Below are 16,803 nucleotides of genomic sequence, written 5' to 3'. Positions count from 1 at the left end.
CTCAACTAGAAAAACTGCCAGCAACTAACTGGCAGTTCTTCTTTCTTTCACGTAATTATAGGAAGTGTGTAGAAGAATGTCAATCTTCTCCGTCCTCCTTATTAACCAACGTAAATTGTTTGTTGTTTCGCCTCTACTTCTTCTACAAATGCACCTAATACATTCGCAAGGTCTTCACGCGTGTTGCAAGTATTGATACCATTACGCACACTCGCATTACCACGAACACCTTTTAAATACCAAGCCGCATGCTTTCTCATCTCTCTTACAGCAACATTTTCGTTCTTTAAATCGATAAGACGATCTAGATGCAACATACATACATCAATTTTCTCACGGACTGTTGGTTCCGGCATTAATTCACCTGTCTCTAAATACTTTACCGTACGATAAATCATCCATGGATCACCAAGAGCTGCACGACCAATCATAACACCATCTACACCAATCTCATCAAGCATACGCTTCGCATCTTGCGGTGTTTCGACATCACCATTTCCGATAACCGGGATATTCACAGCTTGCTTTACTTGTTTAATGATATCCCAATCTGCTTTCCCTTCATACATTTGCACTCGCGTACGTCCGTGAACCGCCACAGCTTGTCCGCCAGCACGCTCAACAGCTCTAGCATTTTCTATTGCGAAAATATGTTCTTCATCCCAACCAATACGCATTTTAACCGTAACCGGCTTTTCAACAGCATCTACAACCGCTGCTACCATTTCGTATATTTTATTTGGATTTAGAAGCCACCTTGCCCCCGCATCACATTTAACGATTTTCGGTACTGGGCAACCCATATTAATATCAATAATGTCTGCTGTCGTATATTTATCTACGTATTTCGCAGCATCTACAAGCGTTTCTTTCTCTCCACCGAAAATTTGTAAACTTAATGGTTTTTCTCTCTCATCAATATATAACATATCTAATGTTCTTTTGTTATTCAGTAATATTGCCTTATCACTTACCATTTCAGCACAAACTAAACCTGCACCAAATTCTTTAACTGTTAAACGGAATGCAGAGTTACACACTCCCGCCATCGGTGCTAATACAACCGGATTTTTCATCTCAATATTTGCAATCTTTAACAATCAACCTACTCCTTCCTGCACAGTCACTTTGGCATTAATTCATCTATCGAAACATTTAACGCCTTAGCAACTTCTACTACAAAATCTTGAGAAGGCGATCGATTCCCTCTCTCAACTTCACCTAAAACAGATACTGATACCCCTAATTCTTTAGCAAAACCTTCTTGCGTATAGCCTTTTAGCTTTCGAAAAGCACGAATGCGTCTTCCCCATTTTTCTGCTTCCATACCGTTACTCCCTCTCGCCTTTTCATTTCTTCTACTTGTGAACGTGAAATGTTTTGTTTTATATCTTGATTAATCTCTAACAACGGAACGATAACAAAAGCTCTTTCGAACATCCGCGGATGCGGAACAATAAGATTCTCTGCTTCAATATTCTCTTGATTATAAAGTAAAATGTCAAGGTCGATAGTCCTCGGCCCCCACCTAATTTCCCTTTTTCTTCCTAGGTCATTTTCTACTTTTTGTGTTACTTTCAATAATTCTTGCGGTGATAAATTGGTAGAAATTTTTATAACTAAATTTAAAAAACAACTTTGGTCAGTATAGCCAACTGGATCAGTTTCATACACTGACGAAACATCATCAACTTGAATATACGGACTTTTATTTAAAAACTGAATGGCTTCAGTTAAATACGTATAACGCTCTCCAATATTTGACCCTAATGCAATGTACGCTATATTATTCATGGACGTTCTCTCGTAATTTCTACTGCTACAGCGCGATAATGGCCCGGTATCGGCGGATCTGGTTTAATCACCTTAATTGTACACCGTGAAATACTTTTATATTGCTTTAATATATCTGCAGCAATATTTTCAGCGATACTCTCCACAAGCTTATACTTTCTATCCTCAACAACTTTTCTACATAATTCGAAAAGCTCTCCATAATTGACCGAATGCTCTAAGTCATCACTTTCCCCTGCACGCTTTAAATCCAACTCCACCGTTAAGTCAACTTTAAATCTCTGACCTAATCTATTCTCCTCTGGAAACACACCATGATAACCATAAAATTCCATATCATGGATATAAATTTTATCCAATTACCTTACCCCCTTACCAATCATCGCATCCATCATTTTAGCCATACGCGCCATTTCTTTCACATCATGGACACGAACAAACTCACAGCCCTTTTCAATACCAAGACAAACAGTAGCTCCCGTTCCCTCAAGGCGTTCCTCTACTGGCAAATCTAATACGTGCCCAATAAAGGACTTTCTCGAAGTACCTAAGAGAACCGGATAACCTAGCACATTTAACTGTTCTAAATTACGCATCGCCTCTAAGTTCTGCTCCGGTGTTTTAGCAAAACCGATACCTGGATCTAAAATAATATTCTCATCTCGCACACCAGCATTTTTAGCAATTTTAATACTGTCATACAAATCAGCCATCATATCCGCCATTAAATTACGATAATTCATATTATCACGGTTATGCATTAAAATGATGGGTACATCATAATGGGCTGCGACTTCAGCAATTTTCGGCTCCGCCTTCGCCCCCCAAATATCATTAATAATATGAGCACCAGCCTCAATTGCTTGCTTTGCAACTTCAGCTTTATATGTATCGATAGATATAGGTAATTTTACTTCTTTTGAAACTGCTTGAATCATCGGGACGACTCGCTTTATTTCTTCTTCTACTGATACTTTAGCAAAACCTGGGCGAGTAGATTCGCCACCAATATCAATAATATGAGCACCTTCACCTTGCATTTCTTTTGCGTGACGTACCGCAGCATCTACCTCGTTGTAACTCCCACCATCAGAAAACGAATCTGGTGTTACATTTAAAATCCCCATAATTAATGTCTTTTCATTTAAATTCAATGTATATTCGCCGCAGCGTAAATCATAATCCCACTTCAAACTACACATCTCCTCTTCGTAATTCATTTCTGCTCCATAATTTCTCTCTTTGCATTCCATAAAGGTACATTAAACTTTTTGTAACCACTCCTACTTTACCCGGGAAATCCTGCGCTTCTATACGATAAAGCGGAACAATTTCTTGAATGGAGTTTGTTACGAAGACTTCATCCGCTGAAAGTAGCTCATCTTTTGTAAAGAAACCTTCCTTTACTTCTATATTTAATTCTTCAGCACTCTTTATAATAAACGCACGAGTGATACCATTTAAAATACCTGTCTCTAACGAAGGTGTATATAAAACATCACCTTTCACAAAAAATAGATTCGAAACAATACCCTCTGCAACATAACCTGCTTCAGTAAGGAAAATACCTTCCTTGCTCACAACATTTCCAATTTCACGCTTACCTAAAATATTATTTAAATAGTGATGAGACTTCAGGCGAAATGTCCCTTCCGGTGTATTTCGCACTTGTTTTAAAATAACACCTTCTTTTTCTACTACATCTCCTGGAGCTGTTAAAGGTTTTATAAAAACAATAACCGAAGGCTCTTCGTATATTTCCGTTTGTAATCCTATTTCATCTATACCCGCCGATACATTAAAACGTACATATGCATGCTTCAATTCATTCTTAGCGAGTAAATCTTTCAAAATAAGCATCACATCATTTTTTGTCATTGTCCATTTAATTTGCAATGTATCCAGTGCCTCTATTAAACGGTCATAATGATCATCCAATAAGAAAGGATGACCATTATAAATACGAAACGTTTCAAACACTCCAAGACCATATAAATAACCATGATCATAAGGAGAAATTCTCGCTTCACTTGCTTCTACATACTGACCATTTACGTAAATTAACATAATGTCGCACTTGGACTGTATTTACGAATGAAATTCTGCAATAACTCTTTCCCATGAGAAGTCATAATAGATTCCGGATGGAATTGCACACCCTCTATCGGCAATGTCTTATGACGAAGTGCCATAATTTCCCCTTCCTCCGTCCAAGATGTTACCTCTAAGCAATCTGGTAACGTCTCTTTCTTAACAATAAGGGAATGATAGCGCGTCGCAGTAAACGGATTAGGAATATCCGAAAAAATCGTCTTTCCATCATGATGCATAAGCGAAGTTTTCCCATGCATTAATCGCTCTGCACGAACAACCTCTCCACCAAACACTTGTGCAATAGATTGATGCCCTAAACAAACTCCAAAAATCGGAATCTTCCCCGCGAAGTATTTAATAACTTCCATACTAATCCCCGCTTCATTAGGACTACATGGACCTGGAGAAATCATTAGAAAATCCGGTTTCATATTCTCGATATCTGAAATCGTCACTTCATCGTTACGTTTAACAACGAGCTCTTGTCCAAGTTCTCCAAGAAACTGCACTAAATTAAATGTAAAAGAATCATAATTATCAATCATTAATATCATTTCTCTCACCTAACCGTTTCTTCGCTACGTTCTTTTGCACGCCATAAAGCAATCGCCTTTTTTAACGACTCTTTATATTCATTTTCCGGATTTGAATCAATTACAATTCCCGCCCCCGCTTGTACATGAGCTTTTCCATCTTTAGCAAGAAGTGTTCTAATTACAATATTCAATTCTGTATCTCCAGAATAACCAATCCAACCGATTGAACCTGTATAAATCCCTCGGCGAACAGGTTCTAATTCCTCAATAATTTCCATTGTACGTATTTTCGGGGCACCAGTAATTGTTCCACCAGGGAATACAGCCTTCACTAAATCAAAAGCATCTTTATCTTCTTCCACCTCACCACGCACATTAGAAACAATATGCATAACATGTGAGTATTTCTCAATTACCATAAATTCATCTACTTCTACAGTGCCATATTTACAAACACGCCCTAAATCATTTCTTTCTAAATCCACAAGCATTACATGCTCTGCTCTTTCTTTTTCGTTCTCAATTAATTCTCTTGCTAATTCTTCATCCTCTTGCTCATCCGCGCCTCTAGATCTCGTTCCAGCAATTGGTCTTGTACTTACTTCAGTTCCTTGTTTCTTAATTAACAACTCTGGCGATCCACTAACAATTTGAAAATCCCCAAGCTCCAGGTAACCCATATATGGAGATGGATTAATTTCACGAAGACTTGTATAAATTTCTAGTGGATGCGTTTGTAAAGTTCTTTCTTGTCTCGTCGACAAGTTTACTTGGAACACATCACCCGCCCCAATATATTCTTGAATACATTCAACTGCCTTCATAAAGCCTGTTTCTGTAAAGGCAACCGCTTCATTTTTCTTTTTAGGACGTTCAAACGGCATAGTCACTTCAGGCACTTCTGCCACCCAAAGATCCTTCCATTCATTTAAACGTTCTTCTGCTTCTGCATGCTTATCTACATAATGTGTAATAATCCACAATAGCTTTTCTTTTTGATCATAGACAAACACATCGTCAAATAATAAAAAGTATATATCGGGTATATTCAGATCATCCTCTGCAAGAGAAGGGAGTTTTTCGATATAACGGATACAATCATAACTAAAGTAGCCAATTGCACCACCTTGAAAAGGCGGGTACTCTGGATTGTAGTCTGTTTTCCATTTCTCCATATATTCTTGCATTAAATCTAATGGATTCCCTCTTTTTATTGTTTCCTTACCGCTTTCACTTATATGTAACTTTTCACCCTTCCCTTGGATTACCGCTACCGGGTTTAAACCCACTATGTTATAACGACCGCCACGTCCACTTTCCAGCAAAATATGTTGCGGCTTATCCTGAGAAAGAAATTTATATTGCTTAAAGAAATCTAACTGATATGGAATAGAAAGCGCTAAAGATTTTCTTCGTTGCATATCAACACCCCGTCTTCTTTTATCCCACCCTCTTAGATGAACCAGCTCCAACTACATAAGTTATTTATATAGAGATTGATTATACTCGAAGGCTAGTGAAAATAATTTAATTATACTACCTCTTATTTTACATGAAGTTTTCTAGTCATTCACTCTTTTCCTATTTCCAATCCAAAAAGAAAAAGCATCCTTTTTCAAGGATGCTTTTTCAATCGCATTTAATTATGATTCAAATTGATAAAGTGGTGTACTTAAATAACGTTCACCGTTACTCGGGATAATAACAAGTACCTTTTTCCCTTTACCTAACTTTTTCGCAACTTCTGTTGCTGCATAAATAACTGCGCCTGAAGAGATACCAACTAAAATACCTTCCTCTTTAGCCACTCTTCTCGCATATTCAAATGCTTGCTCTGTTTTCACTTGAATAATTTCATCATATACTTCTACATCCAACGTCTCCGGAACAAATCCCGCCCCAATTCCTTGGATTTTATGTGGACCTGGTTTCCCACCAGATAATACTGGTGAATCTGCAGGTTCTACTGCATAAATTTTAATATCTTTATACGCTTCCTTCAGCACTTCACCAGCACCAGTAATCGTTCCACCTGTACCAATACCTGCAATAAACGCATCTAATTGGTCGCCCATTTGTTCAATAATTTCTGGACCTGTTGTTAAACGGTGAATTTCTGGATTTGATTGGTTTTTGAACTGTTGTGGTATAAAGTAGCCATGCTCTTTCGCTAATTCAGTCGCTTTACGAATTGCTCCACCCATCCCTTCAGGACCTGGAGTCAATACTAATTCAGCACCGTAAGCACGTAATAAATTACGACGCTCAATACTCATTGTTTCTGGCATTACTAAAATTGCATTATATCCTTTAGCAGCCGCTACCATCGCTAAACCAATCCCTGTGTTACCACTTGTTGGCTCAATGATTGTATCGCCCTCTTTTAACAATCCCTTTTTTTCAGCATCTTCAATCATAGCTAGTGCAATACGATCTTTAACGCTACTCCCTGGATTCATAAATTCTAGTTTTAAGTATATATCTGCGCTGTCTGATTCTACGATGCGGTTCAACTTAACGATCGGCGTTTTCCCGATTAATTCTGAAACTGATTGTGCCACTCGCATTCCTGTCACTCCTAACACCGAGTATTTTTATTGGTTTTATCTATATTTAGATTTTGTCAGAAAATTCCCTGTTTGTCAATCTATTCGGAGGGTTAATCCCCTTATTACAAATTCTCAATTAAATTTGTAATATCTTCTTTAGAGAACTTGTATCGTTCATTACAGAAATGACAATGAACTTCTGTTTCTTCTTCTTCTTCTTCACGAATTTGCTCTAACTCTGTTTTACCTAAACTAATTAACACACTCTCAATACGTTCACGTGAGCACGTACAATTAAATTGAACATCCATTGTTTCTAATACTTTTACTTTATCTTCTCCAAGGACTGCATATAGTAGCTCTTCTGGAGAAAGACCTTGTTCGATCAATGTTGATACAGGCGGGATTTTTTGCAAACGATCTTCAATGAATGAAATTGTTTCTTCCTGTGCGCCCGGCATAATTTGAAGGATAAATCCACCCGCCGCTAATACGCTGTCATCTCCATTTACAAGTACACCCACACCAACAGAAGAAGGCGTCTGCTCAGAAACTGCGAAATAATACGTGAAATCTTCCCCTAGTTCTCCCGAAACGATTGGAGATTGACCGATAAACGGCTCACGCATACCAATATCTTTAATTACTGTTACAAACCCTTCTGTACCTACCGCTTGATATACACGTAATTTCCCTTGTTCCGTTCCTTCAAAATCAACATGTGGATTCGTTACGTAGCCACGTACATCCCCATTTGCATGAGCATCTACTAAGATAGGGCCAATCGGACCATTACCTTCTACCTTAATCGTTAACTTTTGATCACCTTTTAACATCGCACCCATCATTGTACCTGCAGTTAAAGAACGACCAAGTGCCGCCGAAGCTGTTCTCCATGTATCATGACGTCTTTGTGCCTCACTTACTGTATTCGTTGTGCGTACACTATACGCACGTACTTCTCCATCAAACGCTAACGCTTTTACTAAATAATCTTTCATACTTATTTATTCACCTTTCTCATGCTGTAAATTTGCATTACGCTCATATAACATATACAAGCCTTTTAACGTTAAAAATGGATCTACAATATCAATTACATTCGATTCTTCTGAAATTAATTTCGCCAATCCACCTGTTGCAATAACTTTCGGTTCTTGTTTAGCTTCTTCTTTCATACGCTTAACAATACCTTCCACTTGTCCTACATAACCATAAAGAATACCTGATTGCATCGCACTTACTGTATTCTTCCCAACAACACTGCTCGGTTTTGTAATTTCAATACGAGGAAGTTTTGCTGCCCTACTATATAAAGCCTCTGCTGAAATCATAATTCCTGGCGTAATAACTCCACCCATATAATGCTTTTCTTCATTAATATAACAATATGTAGTAGCCGTACCAAAATCAACAATAATAAGTGGACTTCCATACAATTGGATTCCCGCTACTGCATTTACAATTCGATCTGCGCCTACTTCACGTGGATTTTCATATTTAATATTTAGCCCCGTTTTTATTCCAGGCCCTACTACAAGCGGTTTAATTTTAAAATATTTTTCACACATACGTTCTAAAGCGAACATAATTGGTGGTACGACTGAAGACACAATAATACCTTTCACATCTTCAAACGAAAGACCCTCATGATCAAGTAACTGTTTTACAAGCATTCCATATTCATCTTCTGTCTTATGACGATCTGTTTCCATGCGCCAATGCTGACGAAGTTCCCCCTCTTCAAACACGCCTAGTACAGCATTTGTGTTCCCTACATCCAATACAAAAATCATATTCTCACCACTTATCTTATTTAATCTATATTTGTGTAGTATGTATAAAACTTATAAAAACATCATATCACACATACTTATATAATCAGCTTTCCTATCCTCATCATTTTACAAAAAGATTGCTCTCTATTTCAATTTTTAATACTAGTTTTACTTAAATTACTTTACCCACTAAGCCCTTAATAGTAATTAACAAAAATCTTAACAAACAAAAAAGGAGTGACGATAGTCACTCCTTCATTTCTTACTTATCTTCTTTATCTTCATCGTCTTTCTTCATATTGATGTTTACTTTCACATCATCTGAAGATGTTGGACGCTCAGGTAATCTGCCATAATCATATAAATGATTAATTTGCTCTGCGTCTAATGTTTCTACTTCAAGTAACGTTTTCGCGATAATATCAAGCTTATCTCGTTTTTCAGTAAGAATATGTTTCGCACGAGCATAACATTCTTTAATAATTGTTTGCATTTCCACATCAATTTCATGTGCGATTGCATCACTGTAGTTTTGTTCTGAATGGAAGTCTCTTCCTAAGAATACCTGACCACCTTGTGAGCTACCAAATTGCATCGGTCCAAGCTTATCACTCATACCGAATTCCGTAACCATACGTCTTGCAATACCAGTTGCACGTTGGAAATCGTTGTGAGCACCTGTACTTGCTTCACCAAATACAATCTCCTCAGCTACTCGACCACCAAGTAAACCAGTGATTTTATCAAGTAACTCTGGCTTTGTCATGAAGTAACGATCTTCCTTCGGAAGCATTACCGCATATCCACCAGCCTGACCACGAGGGACAATTGTTACTTTATGAACGACATCAGCTTCATCAAGAACAACACCAATTACAGTATGGCCTGCTTCATGGAAAGCAACGATATTACGTTCTTTTTCAGAGATAACACGGCTTTTCTTAGCTGGACCTGCAATAACACGATCCGTTGCTTCATCGATATCACTCATGTCAATCTTCTTCTTATCTCGACGTGCAGCTACTAAAGCAGCTTCGTTTAATAAGTTTTCAAGATCCGCACCAGAGAATCCTGGTGTACGAGTCGCAATTGCTCTTAAATTAATATGCTCATCAAGCGGTTTATTACGCGCATGTACTTTCAGTACAGCTTCACGGCCATTTACATCTGGACGATCTACTGTAATTTGACGGTCAAAACGACCTGGACGTAATAACGCTGGGTCAAGAATGTCTGGACGGTTTGTCGCAGCAATGATAATAATACCTTCGTTTGCACCGAATCCATCCATTTCAACAAGTAACTGGTTCAATGTTTGCTCACGCTCATCATGACCACCACCAAGACCTGCGCCACGTTGACGACCTACTGCATCAATTTCATCAATGAAAATGATACAAGGAGCATTTTTCTTTGCATTTTCAAATAAATCACGTACACGTGATGCACCGACACCGACAAACATCTCTACAAAGTCAGAACCACTGATAGAGAAGAATGGAACGCCAGCCTCACCTGCAACAGCACGTGCTAATAAAGTTTTACCTGTACCTGGAGGTCCAACTAATAGGACACCCTTCGGAATACGGGCACCAACTTCAGAAAACTTACGAGGGTCTTTTAAGAATTCAACTACCTCGACAAGTTCTTGTTTCTCTTCATCCGCCCCAGCAACATCTCTGAAACGAACTTTTTTCTTTTCATCATTATATAACTTCGCCTTACTTTTCCCGAAGTTCATAACACGGCTACCGCCGCCTTGAGCCTGGTTTAATAAGAAGAAGAATAAAATGAAGATGATGACAAACGGAATGATTGAAGTAAAGAATGTTACCCAAGCACTTGTTTCTTCTGCTGGTTGATACTTAACTTCGGCACCTTTCGCTTTATCATTGATTTTCTTTTGTAATTCCTCAGTATTTGGTGCATAAGTAACAAATTGTTCTCCTTGGCTAGAGTTATTGAATTGTCCTTTTACCTCAAATACACCATTTTTCGGTTGAAGTTGCACATTACGCACTTCACCGCTTTCTAGTTTAGTAATGAATTTGTCGTAGCTAACTGATGTCGTTTTTTGTGTCGAACCATTAAAATAGCTCACGATTCCAATTACTACTAAGAATATCAGTAAATAAAAGATGGTATTACGGAAGATACGATTCATTCCTAACCTCCTCTCACGGCATAAACACTATAGTAAATCGTAACATAGAAAAACTTTCCTATACAATTGTAAAGCCTGTATTTAATTAATTTGAGTAAACGCTTGGTTTTAATACGCCTACATAAGGAAGATTACGGTACTGCTCTTTATAATCTAATCCATATCCTACTACAAATTCATGTGGAACAGTAAATCCAACATAATCCGCTTTCAGATCAACCTTACGGCCTGTTGGCTTATCTAATAATGTAACAATTTTTACAGACTTCGCTTTACGATATTTGAATAAGTCTACTAAGTAGCTTAGTGTAAGACCACTATCAATAATATCTTCGACGATTAAAATATCGCGACCTTCTACAGAAGTATCAAGATCTTTTAAAATTTTCACTTCGCCTGTTGAAACTGTAGAATGACCATAACTAGATACAGCCATAAAATCCATTTCAAGATATGTATCTGTTCTCTTTAATAAATCTGCCATAAATGGCATTGCGCCTTTTAATACACCAATTGCAAGAGGTACTGTGTTTTTATAATCCTCTGCAATAACTGCACCTAGTTCGCGCACCTTTTCTTGTATTTGTTCTTCAGAAATTAATACTTTTTCGATATCTTGATTCATCATTTCATTATCCTCCCGGAAGACTCCTTGCTTTTGTAGTGAATAATCATATATTTACCCTTCTTTGCCATCTCTTTCGAAATTGCAAATGCAGATCGCTTCAACAAGGGTACCCAAATAATGTTCCCACTTGCATCACAAACGACCGGCCATTCTTCTCTTTTTTCTTTTGGTACTTTCGCTTCGATAAAAATAGCTTTTATCTTTTTCGTGCCATCCATACCTTGTATTGACATGCGATCTCCATTTTCCCTAGAACGAATACGAAGTGGATATGATATATCATTATACTTAGCAACAAATACTGTTTCATTCATGTTACTTGGTATATCTTCGCTCACCTCTGTTACAAATTCATCCCCGTTCAATAGTGTAATGGTCCCGGGTACTGATAAATCTTGCAAAAAAGGAGAGACAATTTCTTGTTTAAATCTAAAGCTACACTCCTCGTATGTGCGAACAATTTTCAAATCACCTGGAAAATCAAGTGAACCTGAAGGTTGTGTCCGCTTAAAAAACTCAATCACCTTGTCAATATGTATAGAAGAAAGAGAAGATGGAATCTTATATTCATAAAGATAGTTTAATATTAGTTGAATCCCTCTTCTTTGTAAAGGCATAGACATGGATTCAAAGGCAGGAATTGATAAGCTAATTTGTTTATCACTTTTTTTTGTAATTACTTTATTCATTTTCTCAAAAGCTAATTCCTGCAAATAAGCCTCATCCTCTTGCATCTGCACGCTAAATTTTTGGAATTTCTCATGCATTTGTGGATTTTCTTCTTTTAAGTGAGGAAGGACATATTTACGTAATCGATTCCTTGTATATACTTCCTTTTTATTACTCGGATCTATACGTGGAATTAAATTTAGCTTATTACAGTAATCAACAATTTCTTCCTTCGTTACCCCAAGTAACGGCCTAATTAAATATCCATTATGAAAAGGACGCTTCACTGCAATTCCTGCATATCCTTTCGGAGTACTCCCTCTTACAAGACGCATTAAAATTGTCTCGACTTGATCATCTCCATGATGTCCAAGAGCAACATATCTTGCATCATATTTCTTCATTATTCTTTCCAAAAATGCATATCTGCATTCTCTAGCAGCAACCTGTGCATTCATTCCGTATTGCTGTTGATATTGTGATACATTAATCCTTATCGTTTCACAAATAATTCCCAGTTCTTCACAAAGGTCCTGCACAAACTGTAAATCCTCATGAGATTCATCACCTCTAAACATATGATCCACATGAGCTACTACAATTCCCAACTGTTTTTCCGCTCTTTTTTCTAATAAATAATATAAAAGGGCTAACGAGTCAGGACCACCAGAAACTCCCACAACAATTGTTGAATCATTCTTTAATACATCATGCTGCTTTACAAAGTCATCTACTTTTTCAACAAATGTATCTTTCAACTTCGCAATCACCTTTCATTAAACAAGAACAGCAACGTTAGTTACCTTGTCTATAATGGTACAACTTTTACAAACATTGTGCAAAAAAAAGATATACAAAAATTACATTTTTATCTTACATCCTCCGTGTATATTCATAAAATCAATAACATTACCTTTTCCCACAAAAAAACCTAGGTATTCACCTAGGTTTTTAAAATCAAATTATAGATAAACATTCCACTTATATTTTACTGCGCCTGCATTCCTACAATCGGAATCGTAGCCCACTTCGGCATATTTTTCTTCACTTTTGCCACCACAATAGTCATATCATCATTTATATAACCATCACAAGAGCGAATCACTTCTTCCATAATGATATCAGCAATTTCTTGCGGGTCTTCGGTTTGCAATTCTTTAATTTTCCGCTTCATCCATAATTCATGATTCTCTACATGCTGCGCGCCCTCAAAAATCCCATCGCTCATCATAATAAGGATATCGCCCGTTTTTAATTGTTCACCCACCACATCAACTTCAACATCTTCGATGATTCCCATCGGCAAATTACTTGCTTCAATTTTCAAAATATTATTCGCGCGTTTAACAAAACTCGGCGTTGATCCAATCTTTAAAAACCTAGCACTCGCATCCCGCAAATCTACCATAGCTAAATCTAATGTTGTAAACATCTCTTCTGTCGTTCTCAAAGAAAGGATTGAATTGATAGACTTAATAGCTATTTCTTCATCAATACCCGATTGGAGTATTTTTTGTAATAATTTCACCGTTTCCTTACTTTCCATATGAGCTCTTTGCCCATTACCCATACCATCACTAATCGCAAGTGCGTATTTACCAACACTTAAATCCATCATCGCATAAGAGTCACCCGAAACAAACCCACCGCCTTTTGCGGCTGTAGCCAATCCTGTATCAAGAGAATACGTCTTCGCCGAACCAAATGATATTAAACTGTGACCATTCGGATAAGAAGACTTTTCTTCATGTTTAACGACAATATTTTCTTTAAGGATATCCGAAAGCATCGGTGCAACTAACTTTTCACATTCACCATGTTCATTAGATGCAACTGGAATCAACATTTCAATATCAATACTTCCTCTATCTAAACAATAAATATCAACATGCTCTACTTCGACACCAAAATCACGGAACGCTTGCATAATCTGCTCTTCCTGCACTTGATGATTTTCACGCTCTCGTTGTATCTCCTTGGCAAAATCTTCCATAACTTTTGATACACCTAATAGTTGCTCCGCTACTATTCTACGATTTTCCTTCATTTGTTTTCGCAATTTTTGTCCCTCATAGAAGTGATCTAATTCACCCGCTACTAAATCCGTCACTTTTTTCCCTCTCACACAATGCTTGTCCCACTCACGAACTAATTTACGATTATGTTGCAGGGTTCCTTCTTCCGTTTCATTCATTATTTGTTTCATATAATCGTACGTTTTATCGAAATTCACTACCCAGCATTGATCCTTTTTAAAGCACGTTTGACATGTTTTCGCAGTAATTGTACTCAAAAACAAATCTGCTTCTGTCTCTTTATCTTCTTCCTCTACATACCCATATACAGAAAAACTATTCGATAAAGCAGCAAATACATTTGCGAATTGGTTGATTTTGTTCGCTGTAACATCACGCATCCTTCTTAAATATTGTTGTTGATCTTGCGAATGCTCTTGTGTACCCGGCATAAATTTAGCAATACGATCCAAAACAAGCTTTGGCGTTAATAAGAAGATAGCAATCGCTACACCTGACTCAATTAAAGTTGTTACAATATTTGTCTGCTTGTCTACATATAATGTAATTAAGCTTGTCCCTATTAATAAACCTAAACTAACACCTAAACGCTTCCCTTCTTTTAACAACCCACCAAGTAATCCAGAAAAAGCGAGAAGGCTAAGCTGAGACAAACTAGACACATTTGCTAAACTTAATATCAATCCTGTTACGACCCCCACTGTAGATCCTGTAGCAGCACCCGCAATAAATGCAAATACTAGTACTAAATACCTTGTAAAAATATGTTGAATAGAAGCATCATATACAAACCAATCTGTTGTACCCGTTAAAACAGATGCTAGTAATATAATCAAACAAACAATTTCTTCTGTCTCTAAAGCCTGTTGTTTTCCTTTCCTTTCCACTAAAAGCGGGACACTTTGTAAAAATATCATAGTTAATACGAAACTAAGCCCAGCCTCAATGGTACTAACGAGTAAATCGTACATGGTGACAGTTTGTTGCGCAAAATATACAACAACTAAGTGTGCGGTTAATGCGGAGATAAATACTTGAAATGGAACAAGTCCAACGGTTTTACGTGTAAATCTGCTAAAGAAGATATTATAAATGAAGAAAGTAAAGATAGATGCAAAAGTAAAAAACAAATTATCTATCGAGACTGAAAGAGCTCCTCCCATTAGAGCTAAAAATGCTAGCGGCATCTTATCCCGCTTCATAACATAAACAGCAGCAAAAAACGGTAGTGCAAACGGTAAAATATTTGTTAATATATATGCTCTTCCCAAAAGAAAACCAATAACAACAATAATAAATCCCCATCTAAAGAAAACTTGTTCGAATTTCATTCGCAACTTACTCGTCCACTTTATTCCTCCAAGCTGACTCTCATTCATTGCCAATGCACTTGTATTCATAGTATTCCTTCCTGCTTTAGGCATATTTTTAACACCACCTGCATAGTTTAATTACTGTCATTATAAAAGATGATTGTTGGGATTTTTGTCAAAACAACAGTTTTCACTTTTATAATCGTTCGACTTTTTATTCGAAATAACTCTACAGATATACACGGTATGTAAGTTATCCTTGGTTTTTTAATTAAATATTCAGAAAATATAGGGTGATTTTGTAGAAGTGTTGTATGTCTTAATCCATTTAACAAAAAAAGATCATGCAAATTTGCATGATCTTTTTAGATGACCCGTACGGGATTCGAACCCGTGTTACCGCCGTGAAAGGGCGGTGTCTTAACCACTTGACCAACGGGCCGTTAAAATAAATATAGCGGCGGAGGGGATCGAACCCCCGACCTCACGGGTATGAACCGTACGCTCTAGCCAGCTGAGCTACACCGCCATGTCGTCTTATTTAACGGACAATTAGTATCTTACATCAGATATTATTTAAAGTCAACACATCTTGAAAACTTTTTTAAAATATATTTTCACATATAAAAAAGCACCCTGAGCCATCACTCTGGGTACCTCTCTATATGTTAAAAACTAAACGCCTTATTATCCGCGACGTGCGCCACGGCCACCACGTTTAGACTCTGTGTTACGCTTTAAAGAAGTTAAACGATCTTCGCTATCCTTTAAGAAGCGTGCCATCTTTTGCTCAAATGTTTCTTTTGGAGCTCGGTCGTTACCGCCACCACGATTATCTCTGTTGAAAGAGCGATTATTACGTTGTGGACGTCCAGAACGTTGTTGATCACCACCGCGTTGGTATTCACCGCGTGGACGATCTCCTTCTGTTTTTTCACGTTCTTTCGCTTTTTTGATAGATAAACCAATCTTTCCATCTTTTTCAACATTAATAACTTTTACTTCTACTTGGTCGCCCACTTTTAAGTGATCGTTAATATCTTTTACATAGTTATCAGCAACTTCACTAATATGAACAAGACCAGTTAAGCCTTCTGGCAGCTCCACAAAAGCCCCAAAATTTGTAATACCTGTTACTTTACCCTGTAACTTGCTGCCTACCTCGATTGACATAAAAAAAATGCTCCTCCTTAGTGGTTAAAAAGTCAAATTTTACTTTATTATATATAATCCTAAAATATA

General features: G+C 37.3%; 16 protein-coding genes and 2 tRNA genes. All 18 read right to left on the bottom strand.

Going from position 1 to position 16,803, the window contains the following annotated elements:
• Positions 1-101: 101 nt before the first annotated feature.
• Positions 102-1,100 carry a tRNA dihydrouridine synthase DusB gene (gene dusB / locus ACUXVC_RS00425; protein WP_144465875.1) on the bottom strand — a complete coding sequence of 333 codons (999 nt, stop codon included), beginning with the start codon at positions 1,098-1,100 and terminating at the stop codon, positions 102-104.
• A gap of 23 nt (positions 1,101-1,123) precedes the next feature.
• Complete coding sequence (locus tag ACUXVC_RS00420; RefSeq protein WP_000387030.1) at positions 1,124-1,327, bottom strand: helix-turn-helix domain-containing protein; 204 nt, start codon at positions 1,325-1,327, stop codon at positions 1,124-1,126.
• Positions 1,279-1,794, bottom strand: a complete 516-nt coding sequence (gene folK, locus ACUXVC_RS00415; protein WP_001059456.1) for a 2-amino-4-hydroxy-6-hydroxymethyldihydropteridine diphosphokinase — start codon at positions 1,792-1,794, stop codon at positions 1,279-1,281. The genes ACUXVC_RS00420 and folK overlap by 49 nt, the downstream gene beginning before the upstream one ends.
• Positions 1,791-2,153: a dihydroneopterin aldolase gene (folB, locus tag ACUXVC_RS00410; RefSeq protein WP_000358070.1), complete on the bottom strand. Its 363-nt coding sequence runs from the start codon at positions 2,151-2,153 to the stop codon at positions 1,791-1,793. The genes folK and folB overlap by 4 nt, the downstream gene beginning before the upstream one ends.
• Positions 2,154-3,014 carry a dihydropteroate synthase gene (folP, locus tag ACUXVC_RS00405; protein WP_141240955.1) on the bottom strand — a complete coding sequence of 287 codons (861 nt, stop codon included), beginning with the start codon at positions 3,012-3,014 and terminating at the stop codon, positions 2,154-2,156.
• Entirely contained in the window at positions 2,989-3,861 is an 873-nt protein-coding gene (gene pabC, locus ACUXVC_RS00400; RefSeq protein ID WP_016513295.1) for an aminodeoxychorismate lyase, read from the bottom strand. The genes folP and pabC overlap by 26 nt, the downstream gene beginning before the upstream one ends.
• Positions 3,855-4,442 carry an aminodeoxychorismate/anthranilate synthase component II gene (gene pabA, locus ACUXVC_RS00395; protein ID WP_000602297.1) on the bottom strand — a complete coding sequence of 196 codons (588 nt, stop codon included), beginning with the start codon at positions 4,440-4,442 and terminating at the stop codon, positions 3,855-3,857. Before pabA ends, pabC begins: the two co-directional genes overlap by 7 nt.
• A gap of 5 nt (positions 4,443-4,447) precedes the next feature.
• The gene (pabB, locus tag ACUXVC_RS00390) at positions 4,448-5,845 is read right to left on the bottom strand and encodes an aminodeoxychorismate synthase component I (protein ID WP_016513294.1); all 1,398 of its coding nucleotides are present in this window, start codon (positions 5,843-5,845) and stop codon (positions 4,448-4,450) included.
• A gap of 222 nt (positions 5,846-6,067) precedes the next feature.
• Positions 6,068-6,991 (bottom strand): cysteine synthase A, encoded by a 924-nt coding sequence (cysK, locus tag ACUXVC_RS00385; protein WP_001261712.1) that lies wholly within the window; start codon positions 6,989-6,991, stop codon positions 6,068-6,070.
• A 104-nt stretch (positions 6,992-7,095) separates the two neighbouring features.
• Positions 7,096-7,974, bottom strand: a complete 879-nt coding sequence (gene hslO / locus ACUXVC_RS00380; RefSeq protein WP_095689910.1) for a redox-regulated molecular chaperone HslO — start codon at positions 7,972-7,974, stop codon at positions 7,096-7,098.
• 6 nt (positions 7,975-7,980) lie between these two features.
• On the bottom strand, positions 7,981-8,769 hold the full coding sequence (locus ACUXVC_RS00375) for a type III pantothenate kinase (RefSeq protein ID WP_000578365.1): 789 nt from the start codon (positions 8,767-8,769) through the stop codon (positions 7,981-7,983).
• 244 nt (positions 8,770-9,013) lie between these two features.
• Positions 9,014-10,915, bottom strand: a complete 1,902-nt coding sequence (gene ftsH, locus ACUXVC_RS00370; protein ID WP_001079669.1) for an ATP-dependent zinc metalloprotease FtsH — start codon at positions 10,913-10,915, stop codon at positions 9,014-9,016.
• 85 nt (positions 10,916-11,000) lie between these two features.
• On the bottom strand, positions 11,001-11,543 hold the full coding sequence (gene hpt, locus ACUXVC_RS00365) for a hypoxanthine phosphoribosyltransferase (RefSeq protein WP_000981846.1): 543 nt from the start codon (positions 11,541-11,543) through the stop codon (positions 11,001-11,003).
• Positions 11,540-12,970, bottom strand: coding sequence for a tRNA lysidine(34) synthetase TilS (gene tilS / locus ACUXVC_RS00360; protein ID WP_144465876.1), 1,431 nt, complete (start codon positions 12,968-12,970; stop codon positions 11,540-11,542). The genes hpt and tilS overlap by 4 nt, the downstream gene beginning before the upstream one ends.
• Before the next feature lie 230 nt (positions 12,971-13,200).
• Positions 13,201-15,672, bottom strand: coding sequence for a stage II sporulation protein E (spoIIE, locus tag ACUXVC_RS00355; RefSeq protein WP_001123550.1), 2,472 nt, complete (start codon positions 15,670-15,672; stop codon positions 13,201-13,203).
• Between the two features lie 259 nt (positions 15,673-15,931).
• Positions 15,932-16,003: transfer RNA gene (locus tag ACUXVC_RS00350), tRNA-Glu, on the bottom strand.
• Between the two features lie 13 nt (positions 16,004-16,016).
• A tRNA-Met gene (locus ACUXVC_RS00345) sits at positions 16,017-16,090 on the bottom strand.
• A 158-nt stretch (positions 16,091-16,248) separates the two neighbouring features.
• A complete protein-coding gene (locus ACUXVC_RS00340) occupies positions 16,249-16,734 on the bottom strand; it encodes a S1 domain-containing RNA-binding protein (RefSeq protein WP_000021451.1) in 486 nt (161 codons plus the stop codon).
• Positions 16,735-16,803: the final 69 nt, after the last annotated feature.

The organism is Bacillus sp. N6 (assembly GCF_052805735.1).
Note: the sequence above shows the minus strand (reverse complement) of the source record. Positions and strands in the feature narration are given on the sequence as shown.

Coding starts and splice junctions, on each gene's coding strand:
- ACUXVC_RS00420 (WP_000387030.1), bottom strand. CDS start 1,327: ATGGAAGCAGAAAAATGGGGAAGACGCATTCGTGCTTTTCGAAAGCTA.
- folK (WP_001059456.1), bottom strand. CDS start 1,794: ATGAATAATATAGCGTACATTGCATTAGGGTCAAATATTGGAGAGCGT.
- folP (WP_141240955.1), bottom strand. CDS start 3,014: ATGAATTACGAAGAGGAGATGTGTAGTTTGAAGTGGGATTATGATTTA.
- pabC (WP_016513295.1), bottom strand. CDS start 3,861: ATGTTAATTTACGTAAATGGTCAGTATGTAGAAGCAAGTGAAGCGAGA.
- pabA (WP_000602297.1), bottom strand. CDS start 4,442: ATGATATTAATGATTGATAATTATGATTCTTTTACATTTAATTTAGTG.
- pabB (WP_016513294.1), bottom strand. CDS start 5,845: ATGCAACGAAGAAAATCTTTAGCGCTTTCTATTCCATATCAGTTAGAT.
- cysK (WP_001261712.1), bottom strand. CDS start 6,991: ATGCGAGTGGCACAATCAGTTTCAGAATTAATCGGGAAAACGCCGATC.
- hslO (WP_095689910.1), bottom strand. CDS start 7,974: ATGAAAGATTATTTAGTAAAAGCGTTAGCGTTTGATGGAGAAGTACGT.
- ACUXVC_RS00375 (WP_000578365.1), bottom strand. CDS start 8,769: ATGATTTTTGTATTGGATGTAGGGAACACAAATGCTGTACTAGGCGTG.
- ftsH (WP_001079669.1), bottom strand. CDS start 10,915: ATGAATCGTATCTTCCGTAATACCATCTTTTATTTACTGATATTCTTA.
- hpt (WP_000981846.1), bottom strand. CDS start 11,543: ATGATGAATCAAGATATCGAAAAAGTATTAATTTCTGAAGAACAAATA.
- spoIIE (WP_001123550.1), bottom strand. CDS start 15,672: ATGCCTAAAGCAGGAAGGAATACTATGAATACAAGTGCATTGGCAATG.
- ACUXVC_RS00340 (WP_000021451.1), bottom strand. CDS start 16,734: ATGTCAATCGAGGTAGGCAGCAAGTTACAGGGTAAAGTAACAGGTATT.